Origin of the sequence: Desulfoscipio gibsoniae DSM 7213 (assembly GCF_000233715.2) — a bacterium.
Lineage (GTDB): Bacteria > Bacillota > Desulfotomaculia > Desulfotomaculales > Desulfallaceae > Sporotomaculum > Sporotomaculum gibsoniae.
This window is the reverse complement of the sequence record NC_021184.1, coordinates 3,243,370-3,266,602: the sequence shown is the minus strand read 5'-3', so window position 1 is coordinate 3,266,602 and position 23,233 is coordinate 3,243,370. Positions and strand designations below refer to the sequence as shown.

The window sequence follows — 23,233 nt, the reverse complement described above, 5'->3', positions numbered from 1 at the left end:
TAAAAACTATCCATCTTGGAACTAAACTAGCGCCGACATTTATTAAAAGCCAGGATATCTGCTCTTGCTTCAAGCAGTTTTTCCTTGTAAACTTTTCTAAACCAGGCGCTCCTGTTTATGATTGGCGGGTAAGTTCTGAATTTGTCAGCGACTTTGCATATGGCCTCAATCATCTCCTCCTTTCCCAATCCTAATTTACCAGCAATTTCAAGGGCTAACGGCAAAAGATCAACAAAACCAGTACTCGCGAAATAGCGTTCCAGAACATCTTGTTCGGCTTGCCCCTTAGACATAGTAAAATTATATAAAGCATGTTTCATATAAAAACCCCCACCATAATGTTATTAAGTTAACTTAATTCACCTTGAATCACTAATTTAACACCGAGTTATGCTTTTATGGTTTCATATGGCCTTTATTTAAATACAGTCCTTATAAGGTGTTAGCAGGGAATATCATCCTCATGCGGCATTTGGAGGACATAATCATCATGGGTTGTATCATAAGACGGTCCAGAAGGTTTAAAAGCAGGTATATACTGATGCTCCTGATAAAGTTGGGGGGATCATGATTACCCGGCATCTATAGATCCAGGTGTAGCAAGATCTTTTTAATGGTCTCTATTTATTGCCCTTTAAAGGATTATAAAGAAGGAATTATTAACCTTATGTCGAAAATTTTACAGAGGCAACGTTTGCATGATCACCATGTTTGCGTTGCTTTTTTGTTTTCCGGTAAATAAGCAGAATAGCAGTATCTTAAAGTAGTACTATAACAATGGGATTTTTATTCTTTAAGGTCTTTTTTCTTAATCTAAAGCTTTTAGTGTCACATTTAAAATTATAGTAAAAAATAAAATAATTAACTAAAAATGGGGTTTATACATTGGATATAGAGAAATTAATGAAAAAAATCGATGAGGTAAAGTATTTATCTACAGAAAATACTGACCGGTACAGGCCGATTATGCGTTACTTTTATTTGCAACACGAAAGGCTAAGACAGTTTATCAGCCCTGAAGAGCTTTTTGATTACCTTAGCGAAATACCTCAATTCAAAACCTACAATATGGGAGCTTTAAACCAGGATTTAGAACAATTAACTCAATGGGGAAATTTAAAGCGCCGCCAGGATGTTGGGAATATATCAAAAATTGAAGATTTTAAAAAGAAACAGTTTCGCTATAGGTGCACGCCTTATACCGTTGAGATTGAAAGGATGGTTATTGCCTTAGAGAAGCTGGGCGATACTTTTGGCGGCTCTTTAGAAAAGACTTACATAGAAAAAATATTATCCGCGCTTGTTAAATTGCTAAAACGCTCCGAAAAAGACGGTAAGATTAATTTTGCTGCAATAAACATGTCCAATAGTGATTTATTTGGTGTTTGGTCCGAATTGCAAGATAACTTTAAAAAACTAACAGAAAATGCTACAGATTATATCGCACATATTGACGACTATTTGGAAAGCGAAAATATTGAACAAAATTATACCGGCTCAGAGTACCTAAAGAAAAAAAACGAGCTGGTTCAATATTTAAGAAATTTCATGCTGGCACTACAGCGGACTACGTTTCGTATAGAAGACATGCTTTCCGGTATACCCAAGTGGTTTATTTCTGCTGTTGCGGAAAAGTTGGCAGATTACTATCTGAAAACACCCCGTGCTGTACAGCCTGACAAGGATGATTTGATTAACGATTATCTGCAGCAGTGGGAAATATTAAGGCATTCAAATTTTAGTAAGGTTAATCAAAAGGTATAAAGATGTGCTAAAACCGTGGCACTATGACGTTTTGGATTATGAAAAATGCATATCTAGCGTTATGATTAGTCCTAAAAGAATGAACAAGTTAAAAACGGTAGATGATTTAAGTATTACCCCTTTAATAGAAAGAATAAAGAAAACCAGAAAATGCGGTTATCAGGAAAATATTATTAAAGATTTAATAATGGATATCAAATCTTTATGTTGATAATGCCACTCCTGACCGTATCCATAAAATACAAAGCGCATGTAAAATGGTGACCCGGTAACAAAAATTAAATTGGACAGATTTTTGGCAGGGCAGCCACCGCAATTGGAAAATCCTATTATTTCTATCTTTTCTTCAATTCCTGCAAAGGCTCCCGTCCGTTCTTGAATTGCCTTGAAGTCCCCTGTTCCCGGGCAGTAATCCTCAGTCTGCATACATCTGATAATTCCAACTTTCATTAGTAACTATCTCCCCATCATCGGTTCCCAAAATCACTCCGCTTTGACATTGTAATCGCATTTTTGGCATTGCGAAAGGACATGCTCATTGTCCTCCATGTGGTATGCGCCTGACCATCTGCAAATACTTTGCAATATGGGTACAACGGATTTTCCCTTGCCCGTCAGGTAATATTCCACTCTCGGCGGGATTTCATTGAACTGTTGCCTTTGAACGATTCCGTCTGCAATTAACTCTTTCAAAGTCGTTGCCAAAACTGCGTCTGTAATATTTGTCATTTCCTTGCGCAGGGAGCTATAGCGCAAGATTTCTTTTTCCGCCAAAACACAGATGATCCGTGACTTCCATTTTCCTCCGAAAATGTCCAAGCCATATTCCAGTGGGCAGCGAATATCCTTTTCTAACTTGGGTTTATACATTCTGTCCAGCCTCCTGTATCGTAATTATAAAAGGCATGCTATACAAACACAAGTAACTATGAAATTTGTGAGTTACTCACAAATTTGCTGATATATTCCTTTTCACAAGTCCTATAACTATAATTAAAGCAAGCTCAACAATATGAGCCTTACAAAATCAATTCAGGAGGAAATAATGATGAAAATCAATGCTTATCTGGAAATCACTATGAAAATCGAAGCCGCCAATCGTCCTGCGGCAGCAAAGGTCTACACCGATTATCGCGAGCCCTTCCTTGAGACCATCGAAGGCGCTCTGACGAAAGACCTTCTGATCCGTGAGGAAGATGTTCAGGTTTTACACGGTTTTGACAGCGTTGAACACGCGCAGTCATACCTGACCAGCGAAATGTTCCAGAACGATGTTTTTGTGGGCCTCAAGCCTCTGTGGAGCGCCGAGCCCGATGTGAAAATCTACAGCGTGGCCTAATATGGCTTTTAATTGCAATCCATCGTAAAAATCCGTACAACCGTATAGTGGTCATCGGAGAATATTGAAGGCGGCTAAGTATCCAGCCGCCTCGTTTTATTTTGAACATAATCTGTTCCTTGCTTTATCCATATTGATCTCTCAAGAAAGAATAGTGACTAAAAATAAATCTACTCAAACTTTTTTCTTAAATCCTAATTAGGAGAATAAAAATATTTAAATAGGGCAGCGGATTATGGATCCATTGCCTTAAAAAATACATTAGTGTAATTTTAATTCAAAGCAGTACGCACACTTTTTAAATCCATAGATTTCATAGAACTGATGTGCTTCTTCTCTCGGCATTCCAGAATCCAGCACAATGGCATTACAATTCCTAGCTTCTGCTAATTCCTTAGCGTAGTCCATTAGCTTTCGGCCATATCCCTTTTTCCGTACTTCTTGATTGGTTATAATGCTGGAAACATAACAGGTTTGACCAGAAAGCCAGAATGTATTGAAAAAGGTTCCATGGCAGAAGCCCACCGGCTTACCCTCATCAAAAAGGAAAAAAGCGAAATCATTCTCATTATCCAGCACTTCTTTGTATACTTTTTTAATCACTGATTTATCGTACGTGTTGTACGTCCATAATTTTTCGATGTAATCGAAAGCTAGGTCGAAATCTTCTGGTGTTGCATGTCTGATTTCCATTCGTGAATCCTCCATATCATATTTTTTGCTTATTGATGGCTTGATCTTATCATGGCTAAATGCAGTCTACAATACTATTTTTTTTCATAGTAGATCTGCGTGCCAGTGTCAGCGACTTGGCGCAAGCCAAGTTTTACTTAGTTGGCAGTATTTGATCTAAAAACTTATAAATGTATTTACGGGGGGCAGCACTAGGTTTAGGAATACTTTTGTTATTTTATAGGGTAGGGGCATAGAGTAATGGTGTGAATAAGCGCCTGTTTCCTGCGGAAACAATGCGCTTATTCACACGAATCTGTTTGGATGTAGCTTTTGTTGCGCTTAATCTTTGTAATGCGACAGTATCTCTCTTGATAGGTAATCCTTTTGCTGTTAAAATTTATGAAAATCATTAACACGAGGAGGGTTTCTGTGAATATTCATTACCGGGATGCCCAAAAAAATGATTGTCCGCTGTTGGCTGAGTACATCAATTATGCCTCTGAGGGTGTACTTGAGTATCTATTTAAAGACATTATGCCCGGTATGACGGTCACGCAACTGTTAGCCCATGGTTTGCAGGATGAGAAAAGGTATAACTCATACAAAGATATTAACGTTGCAGAGTATAATCAGAAAATTGTTGGGATGATACAGTCGTACTCTTCCATACATCACAGAATAGATGATGAAATGAAATCCTTTCTCCCCGGGGAAAGGTTGGAACAATTCAAAGAGTTTTATAATTCCAGGGTTGATAACAGCCTCTTAATCAATGCAATGTTTGTTGATAAAAAATTCCGCCGTAAAGGTATCGGTACCGTATTTATCACGCTGGCCAGGAAAAAAGCTAAATCACAGCCTGCGTATGACGTGGTAGCTAAAAAGTGTAAATTATACAACTCGAAGGCCAAGAATAACTAAATCCCTTTCTATACCATCAAGAACAGCTACGTTGGGTAAAAAACCCCAACGTTGAAAATTATATTTCAATAATAATTGTAGACTTGGTTCATTGTGCCCAAAGACAAATCCTAGAATGGTTTTAATTCCCAACTCTGGAGAATCTTGAATTGCCTTAGACAGTAATTTCTTACCTATACCCTTTCTTCGGTAATCTTCAGCAATATAAATACTAATTTCAGTGGTAAAATTATAGGCTGGCCTGTTATAAAAAGAAGAAAAACTTAACCAACCCATGATAATGCACCCGTCCTCTACAACCCAGATAGGACGATTGTTTGGATCATGTTCACGAAACCAAGTTAATCTACTCTCAACTGTTACCGGGGTAGTGTCAGCTGTAACCATTTTAGAAGGAACTGTGGAATTGTAAATATCGACGATAGCTGGAAGATCGTTTTCAATAGCAATTCTTATATTCAAAGTTATCTCCTCCAACATTTTGATTAGATTTTACCATATTATAATTGCCAGTCGTATTTCAACCTTACTGTAATAATTTAAAATTATGAATCTCCGTAGATATGCGGAGTTTTTATTTTTAAGGGGTGATACCGATGTACTGTAAGCTACATTATTTCCGTTGGTAGTCCCAACAAACTGGGGATGGTATCAAGCGACCCGGCCAAAGGTAAAGGCAACCAACGTATCAACCGTGCCGTACAGAATAACTGGCCCCATAAGAAGTTCCTCGGCTACCTCGGCTATAAGACAGAAAGCCGCGGTAAGTATACTCACAAAGCCGACGAACGGTATAGCACCCAGACGTGCTCTAATTGCGGCAACCGGCAGAAACTCAAGCCCACGATACGCACCTACAAATGCCCAAAATGCACTATGGTGCTAGGTAGGGACGATAACGCCGCAATCAACCTGCTGAATAACTTATTAACCAGCTTCTATAGGCCGAAGGTGAACTACAGGGACTATCGCAAGAAGAAGATATATAGCCGTACCCTAAGTGGTCAGTGGTATGTGGCCTATAAGAAGGTTGGCTAAACCTAAAAGTTATTGCCTCTTGTGGCCGGGCCATATCGAAAGGTATGTGCCGTAGCAATACGGAAATCTCTGAGATGCTGAAAAAAGCTCTCGGCTCTAAGTTGACTATCTTAGGTTAACTTGGATGCCCTCACTTTAGTGAGGGGAGGAGGTCACAAACCTTCTATGTTATTAATAAAAAATCAGTTATCATTTTCCAAGCAGTCGGGTCAAAGAACCAATCGGCATGTCCGGATTCCAAAAGTTCGTAGCGTGTGCCCGGAATCTGATTGGCCATGGCCCGGGTTATATCCGGTGGGCAACTGCCGTCATAACGCCCGCCGAAAACGAGGGTGGGAGCTTTAATCCGGTGCAGGTGGTCAAAGGTATCGTGTTTCAACACGGCATTTACCTGGTTGTTAAAACCTCGGAGGAGTGCCGGGTTGGCATGCAATGCTTCTCTGGCAGCCCTTGACTGTTCCTCGGTACGGCTAACCATTTCAGGGTTGGCGGTGGCCCATGCCTCATCTTTCCTGATGTCAGACATTTTTAACTTCTCAGTGGCGGACATTTCGTTCAGTTTATCTACCACCCGGGGACCGGAGTTGGCGCCTCCCCCATTGGTGACGCCCAGGACAAGCCGATCCACCGCGGAGGGATGACGGAGAGCCAGTTCCTGAGCCACCATTCCCCCCATCGAGGCGCCAAAGACATGGTAACGGTCCCAGCCGACAGCTTCCGCCAGACCGGTGGCATCATCGGCAAGGTCGGCAATACTGCAGGATACTGTAGGGCTGTCCGACTCCCCGAGCCCGCGGGGGTCAAAAGCAAGTACGGTGAAATATTGCGGGAGAGGGGAGTTGAAGATACTCATGGGGTGCTTCAGGTCGGCACCTATACCGTGGATAAAGAGGACGCGGGGTCCTGTACCACGGATTTCATAATGGAGTTTGATACTGTTGATTTTGGCCAAAGGCATAGTTTAATCACTCCTCGTGATATTATTCATTTATTGCTTTAATCAGCGCCAATGAGTTAACTATATGACTAAATTATAATGTATAGTCATAAAAAGTTTTTAAGAAAAGGCTGCTGAATCGAAAAGCAGCCTTTACATTTATTTATAAACTGATATGATATATTTTAAAACCTTGGTGACTATATGTCAATATATATTCACTAAAATTAATCCAAAGGAGTTTGGGAATGGCTAAGTTTACTGAAAGTGAAAAGGAACAAATACGGCAATGCCTCTTAACCAAAGGTAAAGAGCTTTTTACTCAATATGGCCTGGCCAAAACCAGCATCGATGACCTTGTTCAAGCATGCGGGATTGCCAAGGGTTCCTTTTATAAATTTTTCTCCTCCAAAGAAGAGCTTTTTTATATCATTTTACAAAATCAAGAAGAAGTTACTGGTCGTTTAATAGGGGGACATCTGCGACAGAATCTACCTCCCAAGGAATTAATCTCTTCCTTTTTACATATGGCTTTTCAACTGGCCGATGAAAACCCGCTTTTACATCAATGGTTTCAGGATGGGGAATCTGAACGTATAAAACGAAAATTACCGCAGCATCTCGTAAAAGACTTTGCCCGGGAAAACGCCCAAAAGGGAATTACTTTTGTTCAAACCTTAATTCAGCGCGGTGTGCTGAGAGAAGCAGACCCGGAAGTGATTAATGGGGTCCTTCATGCCATTTTGCTGCTTCGGTTACATAAAGAGGAGTTAGGTAAAGATTTGTTTCTTAAAATCATGGACGTAATTATCGATTATATTGCAGAAGGATTAACTAATCCTGAGTAATAGGGCTTTTATTAGAGCCATTTTAATTATTTGCCTTTATTATCACATTTACGCTGTTTGAATAGAAGTATAGTCGACCCTGATATAATCTTATACTTTTTAAACCAGGGAGTGCATAATACCCTTAATCAAAAAGACGAAAACAATACTGGATTAGTTTTCACTCCTACGCTATCCTATCATTTTAAGATTGGAAGGGATTACTCGGATTGCGTAGTTGCATAATATCTTCCAATCGCATATGCACCGCAGCCTTAAGCTCGGGATGCGTGAGAATGTAAAAGCGTTCCTCTCTAATAGCTTGGAAGACGTGATCGGCAGCTTGCTGAGGAGACATTCCTGCCTGCACGCCTTGGCGGATATACTGTACCATGGCTTCTTCTTCCGGAGTCAGGGGCCTTGCTGTTTTATTTTGTAGTTCGACGGGGCGATTACGCTCCGAGTCCATAATTTGCGTTTTCACAAATCCCGGACACAGGACGGAGGCTTTGACTTTGGCGTTGAGATGCGCCAGCGAATGGTACAGTTGTTCCGATAGTGCTACCACTGCATGTTTCGTGACAGAGTAAGGGGAATGACCGGTTGTCAATCCCGCTATAGAAGCAGTGTTCACGATATGACCCTCGGTATCCTGGGCCAGCATAATGGGGACAAATGTACGCAGCCCATGAATAACCCCCCATAGATTTACGCCGATTATCCATTCCCAATCGGCAAGAGTACTTTTCCAAATTGAGGTGCCCGTACCAATCCCGGCATTGTTAAATAACAAATGGGTTGCTCCAAAGGTATCCAACGTCTTGCGGGCCAGCGCTTCAACGTCACTTGCTTTAGCAACATCAGTACGGACGGCCAGTACCTTGGCACCCGTAGCTTGCAACTCCGTTTGGGTTTGAAGTAAGGCCGGCTCCTCAATGTCGGCCAGAACAACCTTCATGCCTTCCTGGGCGCAGCGCTCAGCTAACCCGCGGCCGATGCCGCTGGCAGCACCGGTGATAACGGCGACCTTATCCTTGAATTCCTTCATGGTTACTCCCCTTTCTATCCATGAATTATGTATATCTAAAAGATAACTGAGATGGGGAAAAAAATCTTGAGGTTTTTTACCATAATCAATTCAAAGCACAGGTACATATAAATAAAATTTCCTGGTTTGCTTATAATCCTCGGTAAACAATTCAAAATATTCAATACTCTCATTGTGGTTTAATTTAAGTCCGGATACACTTAGCCATTTATCCAAATCTTTAAATACCGTGCGAAATATTAATCCCATGGTTCCCGGATACTTGAATATAGCGTATTTGGATGCGGGAATACTTCTTTCCACCAACCCGGACCGGTCACCGAAATACTCCTCTGCGGCTATACCGTAGAAACTAAATTTGCGTGACGGATCGTTGCCGTCACTGCGGGTGATGCTAAATAATCGCCGGGCTGTGCCCTGGTAAATATATTTCTCCGTAAAATAGAAGACCTTGCGGTTCAGTTCTTCCATTTCGCATGGGTTTTCTGAATAATGAATAAGGACTTCCTCTCCCAGCAGTTTTATTTCTTTAAGTTTCCGGTAGTAGTGATCAACGATAATAACATTATTTTTATTTTTGAAATCCCGTTCAATGATATCCATCCTTTTTATTAAAGAAACAGAAGTATTCTCCTTCCTGTAACGACTTGGGGTAACATGAAATACTTTTAGAAAGCCCCGGGTGAACTGTTCATGAGAATTAAAACCATACTGGAAAGCAATGTTCACCACATTGTGGTCTGTTTTTCTCAATGCAATGGCAGCTTCGGAAAGCTTTCGCCTCAGAATATATGATTTAACCGTCTGATTGGTTACTGCTCGGAAGATGCGAAAGAAATGCGTGGGAGAAATGTAATACCGGGACGCCAATTCTTCCAGGCTCAGGTTCCGGTGCAGATTAGATTCGATATATTGAATGGCATCATTGACTATTTCAATGTAATTCATAGATGAACTCCCTCATGGGAATAGGCTCCAAAGGATAACCGCAACCAGGGTCAGAGAGCTTATATAACAATTGGATACATACATGACTATCCAATTATTTGGTTAATTGTACCACTATTTATTGATAAGAATTAACCCCGGATTAAAAATATTTTCGATCCGGGGTATGAATTCTTTATCAGCGGAGACCGGTAAACATGATTGTTTTTTTTTAATTCTGCACATTGGTTTTACGAGGGCGTATTGGGACAGAAAATAAAGTTCGATCATTAATGATCCAGCAGCCATTCTTCCGCTGGCTATGAACAACTTGCGCAGCTATCCTGCAAGGAGCGTATAAATGCGTCGGTGATTGGTGGTCGGCAAATCGGTAATTATTCAGGCATAAGCCAAAAGTTCAAAGTAGGGGCGGACGACCCTGTCCGCCCGTTCTAATAGGAGACTTTCGACTTAATAGTTACATTTTACCAGCTTAAAAGTAGGATATTCGGTAAAGATAAATAAGGATTTTAAACTATAAGGAGGTATCAACCAGATGACAATTGGTACAAAAATGCACCAAACCCTTGCCAGCCTTGAAGGAGCAGCTGCAAATCTAATGACTTTTGCCTTGGATACACAGGATCAGGCAGCTAAACAAATGTTTGCAAGCTTAAACAAGCAAGTGGAAGGTATCTGTCATGTACTAAGAGATCGTGTTAACTATATAGAACAACATGAGCCCCAGTATAGAGTAATGCAACCGGGAATGCCCCAGCAGCAACCCCAGTATTGGCAACCACAACAACAGCAACAACAGCAATATTTCCGCATGCAGCCACAACAACAGATGCAGCCACAACAACAGCAATTTCCCCGGATCTGGTAACCCATACCCTTATTAACGCGATGCCGGGATTATAGAAAATTATGGGTCAGGCTTGCTGTAAGTGTATTTGCTAACGGCAAGCCTGACCCCATTTACTTGACCTGGGACGGATAAATATCCCGAATTATCTTGCGGGATTTGGAGAGGGCCGTAAAAGATCTTTTAGTACACCATAAAAATATTCCATTTCCTCATCTGTGCCAATACTAACTCTAAGGTAATTATCAATTCTCGGTCTATTAAAATGGCGAACCAAAACACCATACTCCTTTAATTTTTTAAACAACTGCAAGGCATGAACTTTAGGGTGGCTTATAAAGATAAAGTTAGCTTTTGAATCTACTACCATAAATCCTAGTTCTTTTAGTTTCTTTGATATCGCTTTTCTTGTGAAAATAATTTTTGCTCTAACTTCTTCAAAGTACACTTTATCTTTAAAGGCCTCTTCAGCTCCAATAAGAGCTATTCTATCCACTGTATAGGAATTTATGGAGTTCTTAACTCTGTTCAGACCTTCAATCAAATCACCATTCCCTAAAGCAAGACCTATACGCAGCCCTGCCAGAGAGCGTGATTTTGAAAGCGTGTGTAATATTAATATATTTGGATATTCTTTAAGAAGCTCTACTGATGATTCCCCACCGAAATCAATATAAGCTTCATCAATAATTACTACCTTGCTAATATTTTTTTCAAGGATGTTTCTTATAGAATCAATATGTACAGCGATTCCTGTAGGGGCATTTGGATTTGCAATAATTATACCATCGTTATTCCCATAAAATTTTTCTATAGGTATATTAAAATTATCATCCACTGGTATCGTCATGTAGTTAATTCTAAATAGAGAAGCATATACTTCATAAAAAGTATACGTAATATCCGGAAAAATAATAGTATCGCCTGGATTAAAGAAGGCTAAGAATGAAAAGGCTAGTAGCTCATCTGATCCATTGCCTACGAAAATATGCTCCTTTTTTAAACCATAATATTGAGCTACTATTTCTTTTAATTCATTACATGTTGGATCCGGGTATAGGCGAAGACTCTCATTAGCGGCATTCTTTATGGCGCTAATTACGTTTATTGAGGGAGGGTATGGGTTTTCATTTGTATTTAGCTTAATAAACTTTTTATTATGGGGCTGCTCGCCAGGAACGTAGGGTTTAATTTCTTTTACAATATTACTCCAGTACTTGCTCATATATACTCATCACCATGTTTTTTAAAATTTATACACGTAATTACAGCGAGGAATCTGTTTTGAATAGATTATAACATGTAGGGGACTGAAAATCTGCCTACCTGTCCTTTTTGACGAAACAGCCAGCTATCGTCCATATACAATCCGGTAAATATATAAATCGGCTCCAGTTTTATGTTTGACGGGTAGTAATATACGCAGTTATTGCTAAGATGAAAAAAGCAAATTCCTATCTTAATCCCTTTTGGGAATCAGTATAGTATAGGATTGCAGCAGCCCATTGGCCTGCTGCAATCCTATATTTTAGTATGACGTTCTCATTTTATGATTAGTTCCCATAAGTCTTATTTGGGACAATGTATTTACTGTTATCACGGTTGCGGTCGTCCTGACGCAATATAATTAAACCAAAATACGCATGGCCAGTGAACTACCCCTCCCTTCGTTCAGCTTAGGAAGGGGCTTCCAAGAGCAAAACAAAGTTACGGAGTTTCCCGGTTCATAGTAGGTTCTTACTGCAACCTAACTCCCCGGGCATTTGACCACCGTCCCAACGGCACAGATTTTATGCCAAAGCTAAGGAGCTTCATATCTTTGCAAGATGTTGATTGCTGCGTTTTGATCCCGGTCCATGACCAGACCGCAGTGTGGACAGGTATGTAATCATATAGTTCTTTCCTTCAAAAATAAAATGAGCCGTACTCTGATGATTAAAGGCTGCCTTCTCGCCAAAAATTTTAGCAACAGTTTTTTCACATTGCCGGCGCTCATGGCGCTTCCACCACTATACCCGCTTTTATATATGTATAGTAATACTTCATCCCAGGAAGCAAATTTACCGTCTTTACTATATTGCGGGGCAAATCTCAAATTATTCTGCACTCCTAAATTATTAAATTGTTCTAATATTTCAGGAGTAATTTCTATTTGGGAACAATTATTGGAATTTAACCGTCCATTTTTTTAGGAATGTAATTTTACCCGAAAAAGGATGGAAAAAGTAAACAATTATGTTGCACAAATAACGCAATTTTATAACATTCAGTGGAGGTGGAATTGGTTATGGGAAAACTCGGGTTTCGGGTTTTATTGCCGGTATTATCCCTGATCACTGTAAGTTTGTTCGCCGGAGGGTGCTTGAATGCCACGCAGTCAACCATGACAAAACCGGCGCCTGCCGAGTCGGTGGACGCAAGGCTGGTTACTGCGAATACGGGTTTGGGTTTCAACCTTTTTGCAGAGCTTAACAAGCGGGACCCCGGGCAAAATATCTTAATTTCGCCCGCGAGCGTATCCATAGCGCTGGCCATGACTTATAACGGGGCGGACGGCGAAACAAAAGAGGCCATGGCCAGAACTCTGGGATTGCAGGGGATGAGCATGGAAGAGTTGAACCGGGCCAATGCCGGTCTGAAAACCATACTGGAAAATCCCGACCCCGAGGTGAAGCTCACAATTGCCAATTCGATTTGGGCCAGGGAAGGCATCGACTTTAAGCCCGAGTTTATGCAAAGAAACAGAGATTATTATACGGCGGAAGTGGAGACCCTGGATTTTTCCCATCCCGGCGCTTCGGATACCATTAATAAATGGGTGAAAAAGAATACCGGCGGCAAGATCGACAAAATTGTTGAAAGAATTGACGGAGACATTTTGATCCTAATTAACGCCGTTTACTTCAAAGGAGATTGGGCGGACAAATTTGACAAATCTGAAACTAGGGACGGCTTATTTAACCTGCCGGATGGCACGCAGAAAAAGCACCCGCTGATGTCCCGGACAGGTCGATACGGGTATTACCAGGGAGATAACTTCCAGGCCGTGAGGATTCCCTACGGCAGTAAAAGGGTCAGCATGTACGTTTTTCTTCCGGTCCGGGAATCCAGTCTGGTGGAGTTCTCCCGGAGCTTAAGCGCTGAAAATTGGGAAAAGTGGATGCCCCGGTTTACGGAAACAACGGTGCATCTCGTTTTGCCGCGTTTCAAGTTCGCATATGAAGTGAGCCTCAACGATACACTCAAGGCCCTTGGGATGGAGATCGCTTTTGACAGCGAACAGGCCGACTTCGGAAATATGTGCCCCATTCCCCCGGTTCCAGTTGTTTATATCAATGAAGTTAAACATAAAACCTTTATTGATGTGAATGAGGAGGGCACCGAAGCAGCTGCGGCAACTTCCGTGGAATTAAAATGCGCGGGGATACCGCAGGTAACCGACATGGTTGTTGATCGCCCGTTCTTTTTTGCCATTAGGGATGATCAAACGGGAACAATCTTATTTATGGGGTCCGTTTTAGAACCTCAAACCTGATCACGTGGAAGGTTTAATGGCATCCGTTTTGACATTTCATAATAATTATGCTGTTTGTTTTGGACGTATCAGCGCTTCAAGGCGGCTAATACTTCCACGGAAAAGGTTTTGGGAGAGATAGATTAATGGACTTTTTTTAGTGTTAATTGTGATCCATATTCGAACCAGAAGTTTTGATTCATTTCGCCGAAAGCTGTAAGCTGCCAGCTTGACCAGGATCCGACGCCCGACAGCTCGGTTTTCCCTATTCCTGGTATCTGCTGGTAGTCGGAAGGTGATTGTCTTGGTCGAGTAGGGGGGAGAGTATGAGTATGAGCTATCATCTAGATTATCTGTCGGTATTGAAAGCTATTGTTCTGCCGTTTGATCCGGTTTTTTCTCTTCTGGTCGTGGTGCCCCTCTTAGCGGTGGCAGCCTGGTTGGCTTGGCGGATCAAGCGCGGGGATCAACCCAAAGTAGCCCTCACCTTAAGCTTGATTCTTGTGATTGTCATCCCCGTTGGGGCAACACTTGGAATAAGTGTTTCCCAGGTGGGTACGGGGTGGGAACTGGCCGACGGGAAGCTGGATATTAAAGCACCGCCGGTGGATGTGTCACTCGCCGTAGATAAGATGCAGGTTGCCTTTGTTGAAAGTGACGGGCCCTGGGGGGGATGGTTCCGTAGCAACGGTTACGGTACCACCGGGCTAACCACCGGTTGGTGTCAACTGAAGAACGGGAAAACGGCGGCTGTCTTCCGTCACCTGCAGAGTGCCAAAATGGTGGTGATTTTTGTTAACAAGGAATACTACGTTATCGCTCATCCGGGGGTCGAAACGCTTTATCGGGCATTGATTGCCGAGGGAGCATCGGAAGCAGATCTAGAGGAATAGAGCTACTCAGTTTCAATGGGTGGTGCTTTAACATTTCTTACCACCTTGGGCGTTTTGCTAACATAGTGAGTTTCAAATTGATGTTGATTAAATGTGTTTGTTAACTTCAATCAGTTGGTTACAAAGTTGTGGTATAATCTATTATTTAAATCACAAATAGTGAGGGGGTTATAAAATGAAAAAGTGGCTGGCCGGCATCGCTGCAGTCGTGCTGCTCACATCTTTTGCGGCGGTAGCCGCAGCGGACAAACCCATCAAATTGAACGTAAACGGGTGGCAAATTAAAACTGATGTGCCGCCACAACTTTTGAACGGCCGCATTATGGTGCCCGTCAGGTGGGTGGCTGAAGCCCTGGGGGCCGACGTAAAGTGGGAAAAAGAAACCAATAACGTCTGGATTGCAACACCGGATTTATATTCGCTGCAACAACAAACTACGCTGCTGCAGGAAGCCCTGGTCCCGACAACACCCCAAGCGGCCGTGGAAAAATGGGCCGAAGGGGTGAAAACCCGAAACGGAGCGTTGCAATTTGCAATGTTGTCGCCCGAGCTAAAAGAACAAGAGCGTGCCAACTATGAAAGTTTCAACTGGGTAACGGGAACATCCAGCCCGTGGGTGGAAGATTATACAATTGTTAAGGAAAACAAGACCAGTGACGGTGCATGGGAATATGAAGTTAAATTTGAAACTGCCACTTCCACGGGTCCCGCCGGCGCTTCCATCGCCAGGGTGATTGTCAAGCAATACCAGGCGGATGCCGTACTCCCCACTTTGCATCCAGAACGAAACTGGTATATTACGCAAATCTTCCATGATAGTAGTTTAGCCACATGGTTAAAAGAGCAGGTCAAAGAATTTCTCGCCGAAGAATATCAACATTATCAAGTGTTGGAAACAGAAGTGGAGCTGTTGTCACAAAAGGTTGACGATATACACGTAGAAGCGGAGTTTAAAACCAAAGTGACGCACGTTTTAGGCGTTGATACTCCGGCCCAATGGCCGTTGCAGCAGGGTAGGATAAAATACCTGGAAGAAAACCGCAACGATCTTACTCCGGAAAAAATACGCCTGGTGGAAGAGGAGATAGCTTTTTGGAATCAAGAACTGCAGGAGTACATTGATAAACCCTCCGATGCCAACGACTTTTTAAAAATTACTGCTAAACTGGACGGCACGGGCGCAATTGATGAGGATACCATTAAACTGTATAGCCAGGATCCGGTAGGCAATTATTTGCCGATAAACAAAGATACCATACCGGCGTTTAAATCCAGCAAGGAATTGATTGAACAAGGTTATGCGGAAATGCACAAATTGCTTGAATAGATGCGCTACTTAAATGTTCTCAAAACTTTTGAAATGGACCGGGCGGTGTAACGTTCGGGTGCGGAGAGTCTGAACACTGCCAAAAACTGCCTGTTAACTTCCGTCTAACCGGCGTTCGCGGTCTTTTGTACCCACCAAATCAAGGAGAAATACGTCATTCGGGACTAAAGGATCGGAGTGGCAGAGCGCGGAACGACGGGCGTCCCGGCTGATACTGAAGTTATAAAAACTGATTCATTAAAGCTTTAGAAAGATTAAACCTTACAACACTTTGCGCCAACTCTAAATCAGGATTAAATGTTCTGGATTTTTTCTTCGGCGGTTAACTATAAAAAGTAAGAAGGGAAAGGTAGGATCAAAACGGTGTTAGCCCATATAGAAAAGGGGCTGTTTTTTGTTCCCCAACTGGTTAAGTTTAAATTGCCAGTTAGTATAGATATGGCATTAGAAAAGGTGAAAAAATGGATTTATTAACAGTCGATATCAAACAAGCGGGATACACTAAAAATGATGTTCAAACCATAACCGATATTAACTTTACTGTCAAAGCAGGGGAATTGGTAGGCTTAATTGGGCCTAACGGCGCCGGGAAAAGCACCGTTATTAAAGCGATTTTGGGATTACTTCCTCTAACTTTGGGAAAAGTGAAATTCATTATGTCCGGCCCAAAATATGCTTACATACCGGAACAGCCAATTTTTTACGATAAATTAACCCTTTGGGAACACTTGGAGCTGGCTGCCGCAGTCCATGAGATAAAAGAAAATGCATTATTAAAAAAAAGCGATGAGTTATTAACCCTATTGAGTTTGCAAGATGTAAAGCACCACTACCCGACTAGTTTTTCCAAAGGTATGCAGCAAAAGTTGATGATTGCTATATGCTTTTTAATTAAACCGGATGTTTATTTTATTGATGAACCTTTTGTCGGGCTGGACCCCCGCGCTGCCAAGGCACTGATTAGCCTAATTAATAAGGAACGGAAACGTGGCGCTGGTGTGTTAATATCCACTCATCAGTTAGAAATTGCTGAAAAAACCTGCGACAAAATTATCATTATTTCTGACGGTTCCATTGTAACCAGTGGAACCTTTGAACAAATTAGAGAACAATGCCATTTGTCAGGAGCATCACTGTTCGATTGTTTCAATCAAATTATGGAGCATTTGGGATGATTACACCGACCAAAATCTTTTATAAACGCATCATCTCTGAGTGGAAATTTCAGTATGGTGTATGGCGGACGGCTATTGACTGGACAGTGGCGTTGTATATTGTGATTCCCTCGATTATTTTCGGGGTATATCAATATATAGAATTATGGCAAACTCAGCTTCCCTGGCTTAGTAATCTACCTCCGCAACTATTTACCGGGGTGATCTTTTTCTTTGTCTGGAAAGGTACAGTCAGAATTTTTATCGAAGAGGCAGACCAACTATTTTTATGGCAGCAAAAGAGCTGGTTAAAACAAATACTTAAACTCAGCATCGGTTATTCCGTGTTCTTGAAACTATGCTTCAATGGTTTTATCTTCTTATTGTTAGCACCGGTTGCACTAGGTTATCAATTTTCAATGGCGGAATTTATGCAGCTATTTATCATAAGTTTCTTGGCCGGCATGTGTTTAAATTTTGTTCAGCAGTTTTTCTCTTTAGTTTATCAAGGGATTATAGGAGTGGTTGCGCAAGCCGTTTTGTTTTTCTTGGCGGGGATTTTGTTTGTCAACATTATGCCTAAAACTATCGGGCAGACCGGCTTATTTACTGTTATCGCGCTTTTATTGTCGGTAACGCTGGGTACTTTAATTTTTCGAAGACTAACAATAAAAGGCACTTTCTTTAAAGATGTAACCCGCGAACAATATGCAAGATTAAGGCATCTTAACTTTTTATTAGGCTTTACAGACTTAAATATCAAACGACCGCTGTTAAAAAGAAAACACCCAACCCTTTTCTCCAGTTCAAACCCGCTTTTTAAAAAGCGCCATGCGGCGAACTGTTTAGCGGAGCTGGGGATAAAATTTGTCGTACGGGATATCAAAAACATTTGGCAGTATTTGCAGATGGTGTTGGTGCTTATACTAATCGTGTTTACGTTTCCCGAGGAATGGATGTGGATACTATGGGTTGCCTTTGCCGCTTTGCTTACCTTTTTTGTACGCTCATACTGGCAGGAATTTATAAGTTCGGAATTTATAAACTTATTCCCCAGGAATGATAAAATTAAAATTGCCGCCGCTAAGAAATTTATGTTCATCATGACTCTACCAGGCTTTATGATGATTAGTTTTATTGCCGGTTTTGTTACATTCTCATGGCTTGGAGCAATATGCGGGATGCTGGCCGGTGTGGTGATTGTATTATATTTTTCTTTTAGATTTAATAAAACCCTACTAAGGTAAAAGGAAAAGTAGTGAAAAACAAAAGTACTGAAAAAAGCGGCGTGAAAGGAATAATTGAGCGCGCTTTTTGCTATAACATATATTAACAGTTTTAATGTCACAAAGGCCAATTCTTGTTCGCCTTAAATATAGAAAATGATTTATCCGCAAACTATGGATGCAGGAGATGAAGTATTTTGAGAAGTATTGAGTTAGCAATACAGAAAGTGCAGGAAGGGATAATTATCTTCATTACTTTATTCCTAAATCCTGGCCATAAAAATGGCCAGGATTTAATATTTTGAAGTTTTAATCGGTGCCTGTCCCCCTGTTTGTTATTTTGGGCAGGTGTTTAATGAAATAACATAATTTTTCTATAAACTGATTGACAGTCGGATAGTATTAGTGCACTATATAAATAATACACTCATTCAATGCTGTAACATGAGGAGGGAAAAAGATGAATCCTTGGTTGAATCTGCTTTACAAGGAGTACAGGATGAGCAGGAGTTCTTTCCCGATCCTGATGGGAGTGCTGTTCATCGGTGTGCTCTGCATGCAATTCCTTTCCCAGCGCTATCCATCGGAAACGGGCTTGTTTAGTATTATTTATCTGCTTTCCCTGGTTTGTGCCTTTGCCTTGTTTTGCCCGGCTGTTTTTATGTTTACCAGCATATCACACGAACTGAAACGTGCACCACATCTCTGGTTCCACTGTCCCCAACCGGCCTGGATGCTGCTCTCGGCCAAGTTGGTGACGGGGTTGGTTTATATGCTGGTATTATTACTGGTTGAATCAATATTGGTATACTGGCTGTTCAACAGCTATTCGCCCGAGCAGACCGGCATAACAAAAACAAATATGGCTTCGTTTATAACTGGAATTGGTGCTTATGTAGCTCTCGCTGTTGTTAACTTCGGCTTGTATCTCGCCTCCTGGGCAACTCTATTAGCAGTGGTAAACGCCAGAGGCCGCAATCTTTGGCCGGCTGTTCTCGCTATCTTCTTTGCCGCCACCTGGGGAATAAACAGATTCGAGAAAACTTGGTTTTTTGAAAAATTAACCCACTGGGGCACCATTCAAGCAAATACCCTGCTATTTAATGGGGAATACCTGCTGTCGTCGGGTAATATAAATATTAGTTTTGCTGCCGGTCAAATCTATACAGGTGAAAATTTGTTTTATCTTGTTTTAGCTATTTCCATATTCGCCCTGTCGGCCTGGCTAATTAACCGTAAGGTTGAGGTGTAGCCTTATGGACCAGCCTTTTAACAATACCCAACCGATTTACCTGCAAATTATCCAGCGACTGTGCCATCAAGTTGTCCGCGGAGAGCTTAAAGCCGGAGATAAATTACCTTCAATGCGTGAACTGTCGCTGCAGGTGGGTGTTAATCCCAATACGGTACAGCGGGTTTATACAGAATTGGAACGCCTGGATATAACCGAAACCCGGCGGGGTTTAGGCACTTTTGTTACCGGGAATGAAGCCCGGTTGAGACAGCTACGGGAGGAGATGATGAGTGAGCAGATCAACAGTTTTATAAAAGACATGAAAGGAATGGGATTTACGCCTGCTGAGATCATTGAGGGAATTTGCAAAAGCCTTGAGTAATTGTAATAGAGGTGAAATTATCAATGCCGGAACACATAATTAATTTTAATGATGTTACAAAGAAATATTTCAGGCAAACAGCCTTAAAAAATGTCAGCTTTACCTTGCCCCGCGGCAAGATCATAGGCCTGGTGGGGCCCAACGGCAGCGGTAAGTCTACTATCATAAAACTGACAGCCGGTTTGGCTCGTCCCAGCAGCGGCCGTGTAACGGTGAACGGAAAAGAGGCCAATCGGATGCTTGCTTCGGAAGTGGCCTACCTATCGGAATCAGATTTCCTGTATCCCTTTTTTACCGTAGCAGAGACAATGAATTTCTATGCCGGCATGTTTACTGACTTCGATGCGGGTAAAGCCCGGGAGATACTTAATTTTATGCAATTGGAGCCGGACAAAAAGGTAAAGAACCTGTCCAAGGGCAACCGGGGCAGGCTTAAGATATTACTGGTCCTGGCCAGGAAGGCACCCCTTGTTTTAATGGATGAACCGCTGTCGGGACTGGACCCCCTGGTGCGGGAATCCATTATTAAGTCCCTGCTTTCCTATGTGGACCTGGGAGATCAGACAGTAGTCATGTCTACGCACGAAGTGGCCGAGGTGGAACCCTTGCTGGATTCGGTGGTAGCTGTCCAAAACGGGGAAGTGCGGGGTATCGCCGGGGTAGACAATATCAGGAGCATGCACGGGCAGAACCTGGTGGGGTGGATGAAACAAATAATGACGGGATAGTTTATCTATTCTTTTTTTAAAGGCCTGGACCAAAAGCATAAAAAGATCTATGTTTAAGAGTGTACAGGGAGTGGTGGTTTTTTTGCGTTGGCAGCGTCATTATAATTGACCCGGGTATGGAATAGGTATTCCAGCCAGTCCATGGACACGTAATAATGATCCTGGCGATTTTCGGTGCTATATGTTACCGAACTATGTTCGTAGAGACCATTGTCACTGGTAATACGTAAATAAATAGGGTCCGTGGGGGCTCAGCTGTAAATTCTATTTGCATACGGGTTGCTGTTTTACCCGTATAAGTAGTTTAATTATTTAAAAAAAGGAAACAAAATTAATATAAAGTGCGTCTATAACTTAATGGATGCTTATCCTTTGAGAAAAGAGGTACACGATATGATGAAATTTGGAAAATATAATACCGTTTTAAAAGTATCGGCAGTTGTTTGCTTAACTATTTTATCGGTAATGATATCCAACGGAATAAAGGGCGCCGATGGTCATATGGCTTTCCAATTTCGCTCCCCGGCCGTTTGGGCCGGTGAAGCAACGGAGATTTCGGAACAAATGGGGAACGATGCCAAGCTCCAGCAGGCCATTGACCTTGTCACCTCTATGCGCAAGGATTTTCCTAATGAGAACGGAACCAGGGAAATGTGGGTAAAAACCGGCGGCAAGCTGGGAAATGTAAGATGTATTCTGGAAACAAAGGGGGTGTCGAAGGGTGCGGAACAATATGAGGTGACGTTGACTAAAAAATGGGATGTGACGGTCAACGCAGTACAGCCGGTAAGTTACTGGAAATATATAGTAGTGGGAGAACGGGTGGAACTGGTGGAGTTTTTGAATAATGACGATGCGGTTGTGACTATGAATGCGGCCAAAATGGCGGAACTGTACGCCGAAGCGGCTACACCCGCGGAAAAAATGCAGCTGATTATTCTGCAAGCCCGCTGGGCCATATCGCGATTAACGGGTGCCGAAAGGGATCAACTGATTAGCTGGCTGGAGGACTTGTCCCGTAATGATGATAACGGGGCGGTGAGACAGGCGGCCCTTGGCGTGCTTTATCACACCGGGAAAAAGGATGCTTTATCCCGTTTGGTGCGAGAAGTAGAGGCAAACGGCGTGGCCTGGGAAGGCAGAATTCCGCATTTCGGTATGGATTGGCGGTTGCTATATGAAATTTATCAAAATTATCCCGCCAGTTATTTAGCCCGGGGCATGGTGGCCTACGAAAAAGTGCGGGGCGAATCTTACTTTGCCATAACAAGAGCAGCCGAGGAGGAGGATCCCTATGCCCGGATGCCCGATTATGAGCATGGCGATCAGCAGTATGATCCGGACAGAGAAATTCCCGGTTGGGAAAGCTTCTTAGAAGAGTTCTCCGGACATCCCGCCGCGGACGACGCGGCCTACCGGCTGGCCCGCTGCTATGAAATAAAGGGACGCTGGCAGGATGCTCTCCAAACCTTGCAGAGGGCTTTGAATCTCCCCGATGGTGACATACGCTATCACGTGACCGGGCGCATAACTTACATACTGGATGTGCGCATGACGGGCAGCCAGCTGGCGGAACTGTCCGCCGAAGAACCGGAGCCGGTGATTCAGCAAATGTCCCGGTATACTTTGGCGGTTAAAACCCTTAGAAATGAAGAATACCGTAAGGCGGCTTTCATGCTGGAAGAATTTCTGACTGATTTGCAATCCGGTGCCGTTTCCGCAAGTCTGCCTCCTTTTTTATCCACCGGAAGCATAAGGGGGGCTGAATACGATTTTGCCGGGGCGGTTGAAAAACAGCTGGAACAGGCCAAGAAACTGGCGGACTTGCAGGAAGCCCGGGAGAAGTCCCAAGATCCCGCGGACCTGTACAATCTGGCCGCCGCCATATTTCACGACCAAAACATTTATTACAATCACCTTTGGGCCGGTAACCGCCAGTATTTCAACTGGCTGGGATACGTTTTGGACTCTTATTACAGTGGTGACGGCAAGGGGCCGGCGGAAATGGCCGGGTTTGCCCGGGAAATGATCAATTACTGCCACAGCGCGCGGTTATTTGAAGAGGTGTACAATAATCCGGCAGCAGCCTCCGAATTAAAGGCCAAGGCCTTGTTTTCCCTGGGCTTGAGCCGGCTGGGCATTTATAACTGGGGCGAAGATGCTTTTGTTGCCTTTGACCGGGAGGAATTAAAGGAAGAGATTATCGATACCTTCGAAAAGTTTGTGCAGGAGTTTCCATCCAGCACCATGGCTGACGATGCCCTGTTGGCCCTGGCCGATCTCAGCAACCGGCGGGATTACCTGGACCGGATATTCAGTGACTATCCCCAAGGCGATGTCATACCAAAGGCGGAGGTTCTGCTGGAAAAGGAGGCTCTGCTGGAGAAAATGCGCTCGCCATATTACAGGCCCGAGTACAGGCATTGAATCA

Annotated in this window: 25 protein-coding genes and 1 pseudogene; 16 read left to right on the top strand and 10 right to left on the bottom strand. The window is 42.6% G+C overall.

Features of this window, described 5'->3' with window-relative positions:
• Positions 1-26: 26 nt before the first annotated feature.
• The gene (locus DESGI_RS15355) at positions 27-320 is read right to left on the bottom strand and encodes a hypothetical protein (RefSeq protein ID WP_006524114.1); all 294 of its coding nucleotides are present in this window, start codon (positions 318-320) and stop codon (positions 27-29) included.
• Positions 321-885: 565 nt separating this feature from the next.
• Here DESGI_RS15355 and DESGI_RS15350 point away from each other — a divergent pair.
• Together DESGI_RS15350 and DESGI_RS26505 are read left to right on the top strand one after the other, a co-directional pair.
• Positions 886-1,764, top strand: coding sequence for a DUF2397 domain-containing protein (locus tag DESGI_RS15350; protein ID WP_052543952.1), 879 nt, complete (start codon positions 886-888; stop codon positions 1,762-1,764).
• A 4-nt stretch (positions 1,765-1,768) separates the two neighbouring features.
• Positions 1,769-1,975 carry a hypothetical protein gene (locus tag DESGI_RS26505; RefSeq protein WP_006524112.1) on the top strand — a complete coding sequence of 69 codons (207 nt, stop codon included), beginning with the start codon at positions 1,769-1,771 and terminating at the stop codon, positions 1,973-1,975.
• Here the strand turns inward: DESGI_RS26505 and DESGI_RS23960 are convergent.
• Both DESGI_RS23960 and DESGI_RS15340 read right to left on the bottom strand, forming a co-directional pair.
• Positions 1,924-2,214, bottom strand: coding sequence for a CGGC domain-containing protein (locus DESGI_RS23960; protein WP_006524111.1), 291 nt, complete (start codon positions 2,212-2,214; stop codon positions 1,924-1,926). The genes DESGI_RS26505 and DESGI_RS23960 overlap by 52 nt on opposite strands.
• A 33-nt stretch (positions 2,215-2,247) precedes the next feature.
• Positions 2,248-2,634 (bottom strand): winged helix-turn-helix transcriptional regulator, encoded by a 387-nt coding sequence (locus DESGI_RS15340; RefSeq protein ID WP_006524110.1) that lies wholly within the window; start codon positions 2,632-2,634, stop codon positions 2,248-2,250.
• Positions 2,635-2,812: 178 nt separating this feature from the next.
• On the opposite strand from DESGI_RS15340, the gene DESGI_RS15335 reads away from it, so the two are divergent.
• Complete coding sequence (locus DESGI_RS15335) at positions 2,813-3,103, top strand: hypothetical protein (protein WP_041284931.1); 291 nt, start codon at positions 2,813-2,815, stop codon at positions 3,101-3,103.
• A gap of 261 nt (positions 3,104-3,364) precedes the next feature.
• Here the strand turns inward: DESGI_RS15335 and DESGI_RS15330 are convergent, their stop codons facing one another.
• Positions 3,365-3,796 carry a GNAT family N-acetyltransferase gene (locus DESGI_RS15330; protein ID WP_006524108.1) on the bottom strand — a complete coding sequence of 144 codons (432 nt, stop codon included), beginning with the start codon at positions 3,794-3,796 and terminating at the stop codon, positions 3,365-3,367.
• 411 nt (positions 3,797-4,207) lie between these two features.
• On the opposite strand from DESGI_RS15330, the gene DESGI_RS15325 reads away from it, so the two are divergent.
• Entirely contained in the window at positions 4,208-4,699 is a 492-nt protein-coding gene (locus DESGI_RS15325) for a GNAT family N-acetyltransferase (protein WP_006524107.1), read from the top strand.
• Here DESGI_RS15325 and DESGI_RS15320 read toward each other — a convergent pair.
• On the bottom strand, positions 4,670-5,161 hold the full coding sequence (locus DESGI_RS15320; protein WP_006524106.1) for a GNAT family N-acetyltransferase: 492 nt from the start codon (positions 5,159-5,161) through the stop codon (positions 4,670-4,672). The two genes, DESGI_RS15325 and DESGI_RS15320, sit on opposite strands and share 30 nt — an antisense overlap.
• Before the next feature lie 183 nt (positions 5,162-5,344).
• Between DESGI_RS15320 and DESGI_RS15315 the strand changes: the two genes are divergently transcribed.
• Positions 5,345-5,737, top strand: a complete 393-nt coding sequence (locus DESGI_RS15315; RefSeq protein ID WP_041284929.1) for a zinc ribbon domain-containing protein — start codon at positions 5,345-5,347, stop codon at positions 5,735-5,737.
• A 163-nt stretch (positions 5,738-5,900) separates the two neighbouring features.
• Here DESGI_RS15315 and DESGI_RS15310 read toward each other — a convergent pair whose 3' ends face one another.
• Entirely contained in the window at positions 5,901-6,695 is a 795-nt protein-coding gene (locus DESGI_RS15310; protein WP_006524105.1) for an alpha/beta fold hydrolase, read from the bottom strand.
• 227 nt (positions 6,696-6,922) lie between these two features.
• Here DESGI_RS15310 and DESGI_RS15305 point away from each other — a divergent pair, with 227 nt between their 5' ends.
• Positions 6,923-7,522 (top strand): TetR/AcrR family transcriptional regulator, encoded by a 600-nt coding sequence (locus DESGI_RS15305; protein WP_006524104.1) that lies wholly within the window; start codon positions 6,923-6,925, stop codon positions 7,520-7,522.
• Positions 7,523-7,706: 184 nt separating this feature from the next.
• Here DESGI_RS15305 and DESGI_RS15300 read toward each other — a convergent pair whose 3' ends face one another.
• Together DESGI_RS15300 and DESGI_RS23220 are read right to left on the bottom strand one after the other, a co-directional pair.
• Complete coding sequence (locus tag DESGI_RS15300) at positions 7,707-8,549, bottom strand: SDR family NAD(P)-dependent oxidoreductase (protein WP_006524103.1); 843 nt, start codon at positions 8,547-8,549, stop codon at positions 7,707-7,709.
• A gap of 90 nt (positions 8,550-8,639) precedes the next feature.
• Positions 8,640-9,497, bottom strand: coding sequence for a helix-turn-helix domain-containing protein (locus DESGI_RS23220; RefSeq protein ID WP_006524102.1), 858 nt, complete (start codon positions 9,495-9,497; stop codon positions 8,640-8,642).
• Between the two features lie 535 nt (positions 9,498-10,032).
• On the opposite strand from DESGI_RS23220, the gene DESGI_RS15285 reads away from it, so the two are divergent.
• A complete protein-coding gene (locus tag DESGI_RS15285) occupies positions 10,033-10,365 on the top strand; it encodes a DUF1657 domain-containing protein (protein ID WP_006524101.1) in 333 nt (110 codons plus the stop codon).
• Positions 10,366-10,489: 124 nt separating this feature from the next.
• On the opposite strand, the gene hisC is transcribed toward DESGI_RS15285, so the two are convergent.
• Positions 10,490-11,569 carry a histidinol-phosphate transaminase gene (gene hisC, locus DESGI_RS15280; protein WP_006524100.1) on the bottom strand — a complete coding sequence of 360 codons (1,080 nt, stop codon included), beginning with the start codon at positions 11,567-11,569 and terminating at the stop codon, positions 10,490-10,492.
• Between the two features lie 576 nt (positions 11,570-12,145).
• Positions 12,146-12,226, bottom strand: a pseudogene (locus tag DESGI_RS26500) (zinc ribbon domain-containing protein); the annotation flags it as partial.
• A gap of 405 nt (positions 12,227-12,631) precedes the next feature.
• Between DESGI_RS26500 and DESGI_RS15270 the strand changes: the two are divergent.
• The 9 genes from DESGI_RS15270 (at position 12,632) to DESGI_RS15230 (ending at position 23,229) form a co-directional block, all read left to right on the top strand.
• Positions 12,632-13,879, top strand: coding sequence for a serpin family protein (locus DESGI_RS15270; RefSeq protein ID WP_006524098.1), 1,248 nt, complete (start codon positions 12,632-12,634; stop codon positions 13,877-13,879).
• A 305-nt stretch (positions 13,880-14,184) separates the two neighbouring features.
• Positions 14,185-14,751, top strand: coding sequence for a hypothetical protein (locus DESGI_RS15265; protein WP_006524097.1), 567 nt, complete (start codon positions 14,185-14,187; stop codon positions 14,749-14,751).
• A gap of 175 nt (positions 14,752-14,926) precedes the next feature.
• On the top strand, positions 14,927-16,078 hold the full coding sequence (locus tag DESGI_RS15260; protein WP_006524096.1) for a copper amine oxidase N-terminal domain-containing protein: 1,152 nt from the start codon (positions 14,927-14,929) through the stop codon (positions 16,076-16,078).
• A 461-nt stretch (positions 16,079-16,539) separates the two neighbouring features.
• The gene (locus DESGI_RS15255; protein ID WP_006524095.1) at positions 16,540-17,253 is read left to right on the top strand and encodes an ABC transporter ATP-binding protein; all 714 of its coding nucleotides are present in this window, start codon (positions 16,540-16,542) and stop codon (positions 17,251-17,253) included.
• On the top strand, positions 17,250-18,479 hold the full coding sequence (locus DESGI_RS15250; RefSeq protein WP_006524094.1) for an ABC transporter permease: 1,230 nt from the start codon (positions 17,250-17,252) through the stop codon (positions 18,477-18,479). The genes DESGI_RS15255 and DESGI_RS15250 overlap by 4 nt, the downstream gene beginning before the upstream one ends.
• A 439-nt stretch (positions 18,480-18,918) precedes the next feature.
• On the top strand, positions 18,919-19,710 hold the full coding sequence (locus tag DESGI_RS15245; protein ID WP_006524093.1) for a hypothetical protein: 792 nt from the start codon (positions 18,919-18,921) through the stop codon (positions 19,708-19,710).
• Between the two features lie 4 nt (positions 19,711-19,714).
• Positions 19,715-20,074, top strand: a complete 360-nt coding sequence (locus DESGI_RS15240) for a GntR family transcriptional regulator (RefSeq protein WP_006524092.1) — start codon at positions 19,715-19,717, stop codon at positions 20,072-20,074.
• A 23-nt stretch (positions 20,075-20,097) separates the two neighbouring features.
• The gene (locus DESGI_RS15235; protein WP_006524091.1) at positions 20,098-20,802 is read left to right on the top strand and encodes an ABC transporter ATP-binding protein; all 705 of its coding nucleotides are present in this window, start codon (positions 20,098-20,100) and stop codon (positions 20,800-20,802) included.
• A 393-nt stretch (positions 20,803-21,195) separates the two neighbouring features.
• Complete coding sequence (locus DESGI_RS15230) at positions 21,196-23,229, top strand: tetratricopeptide repeat protein (protein ID WP_006524090.1); 2,034 nt, start codon at positions 21,196-21,198, stop codon at positions 23,227-23,229.
• Positions 23,230-23,233: the final 4 nt, after the last annotated feature.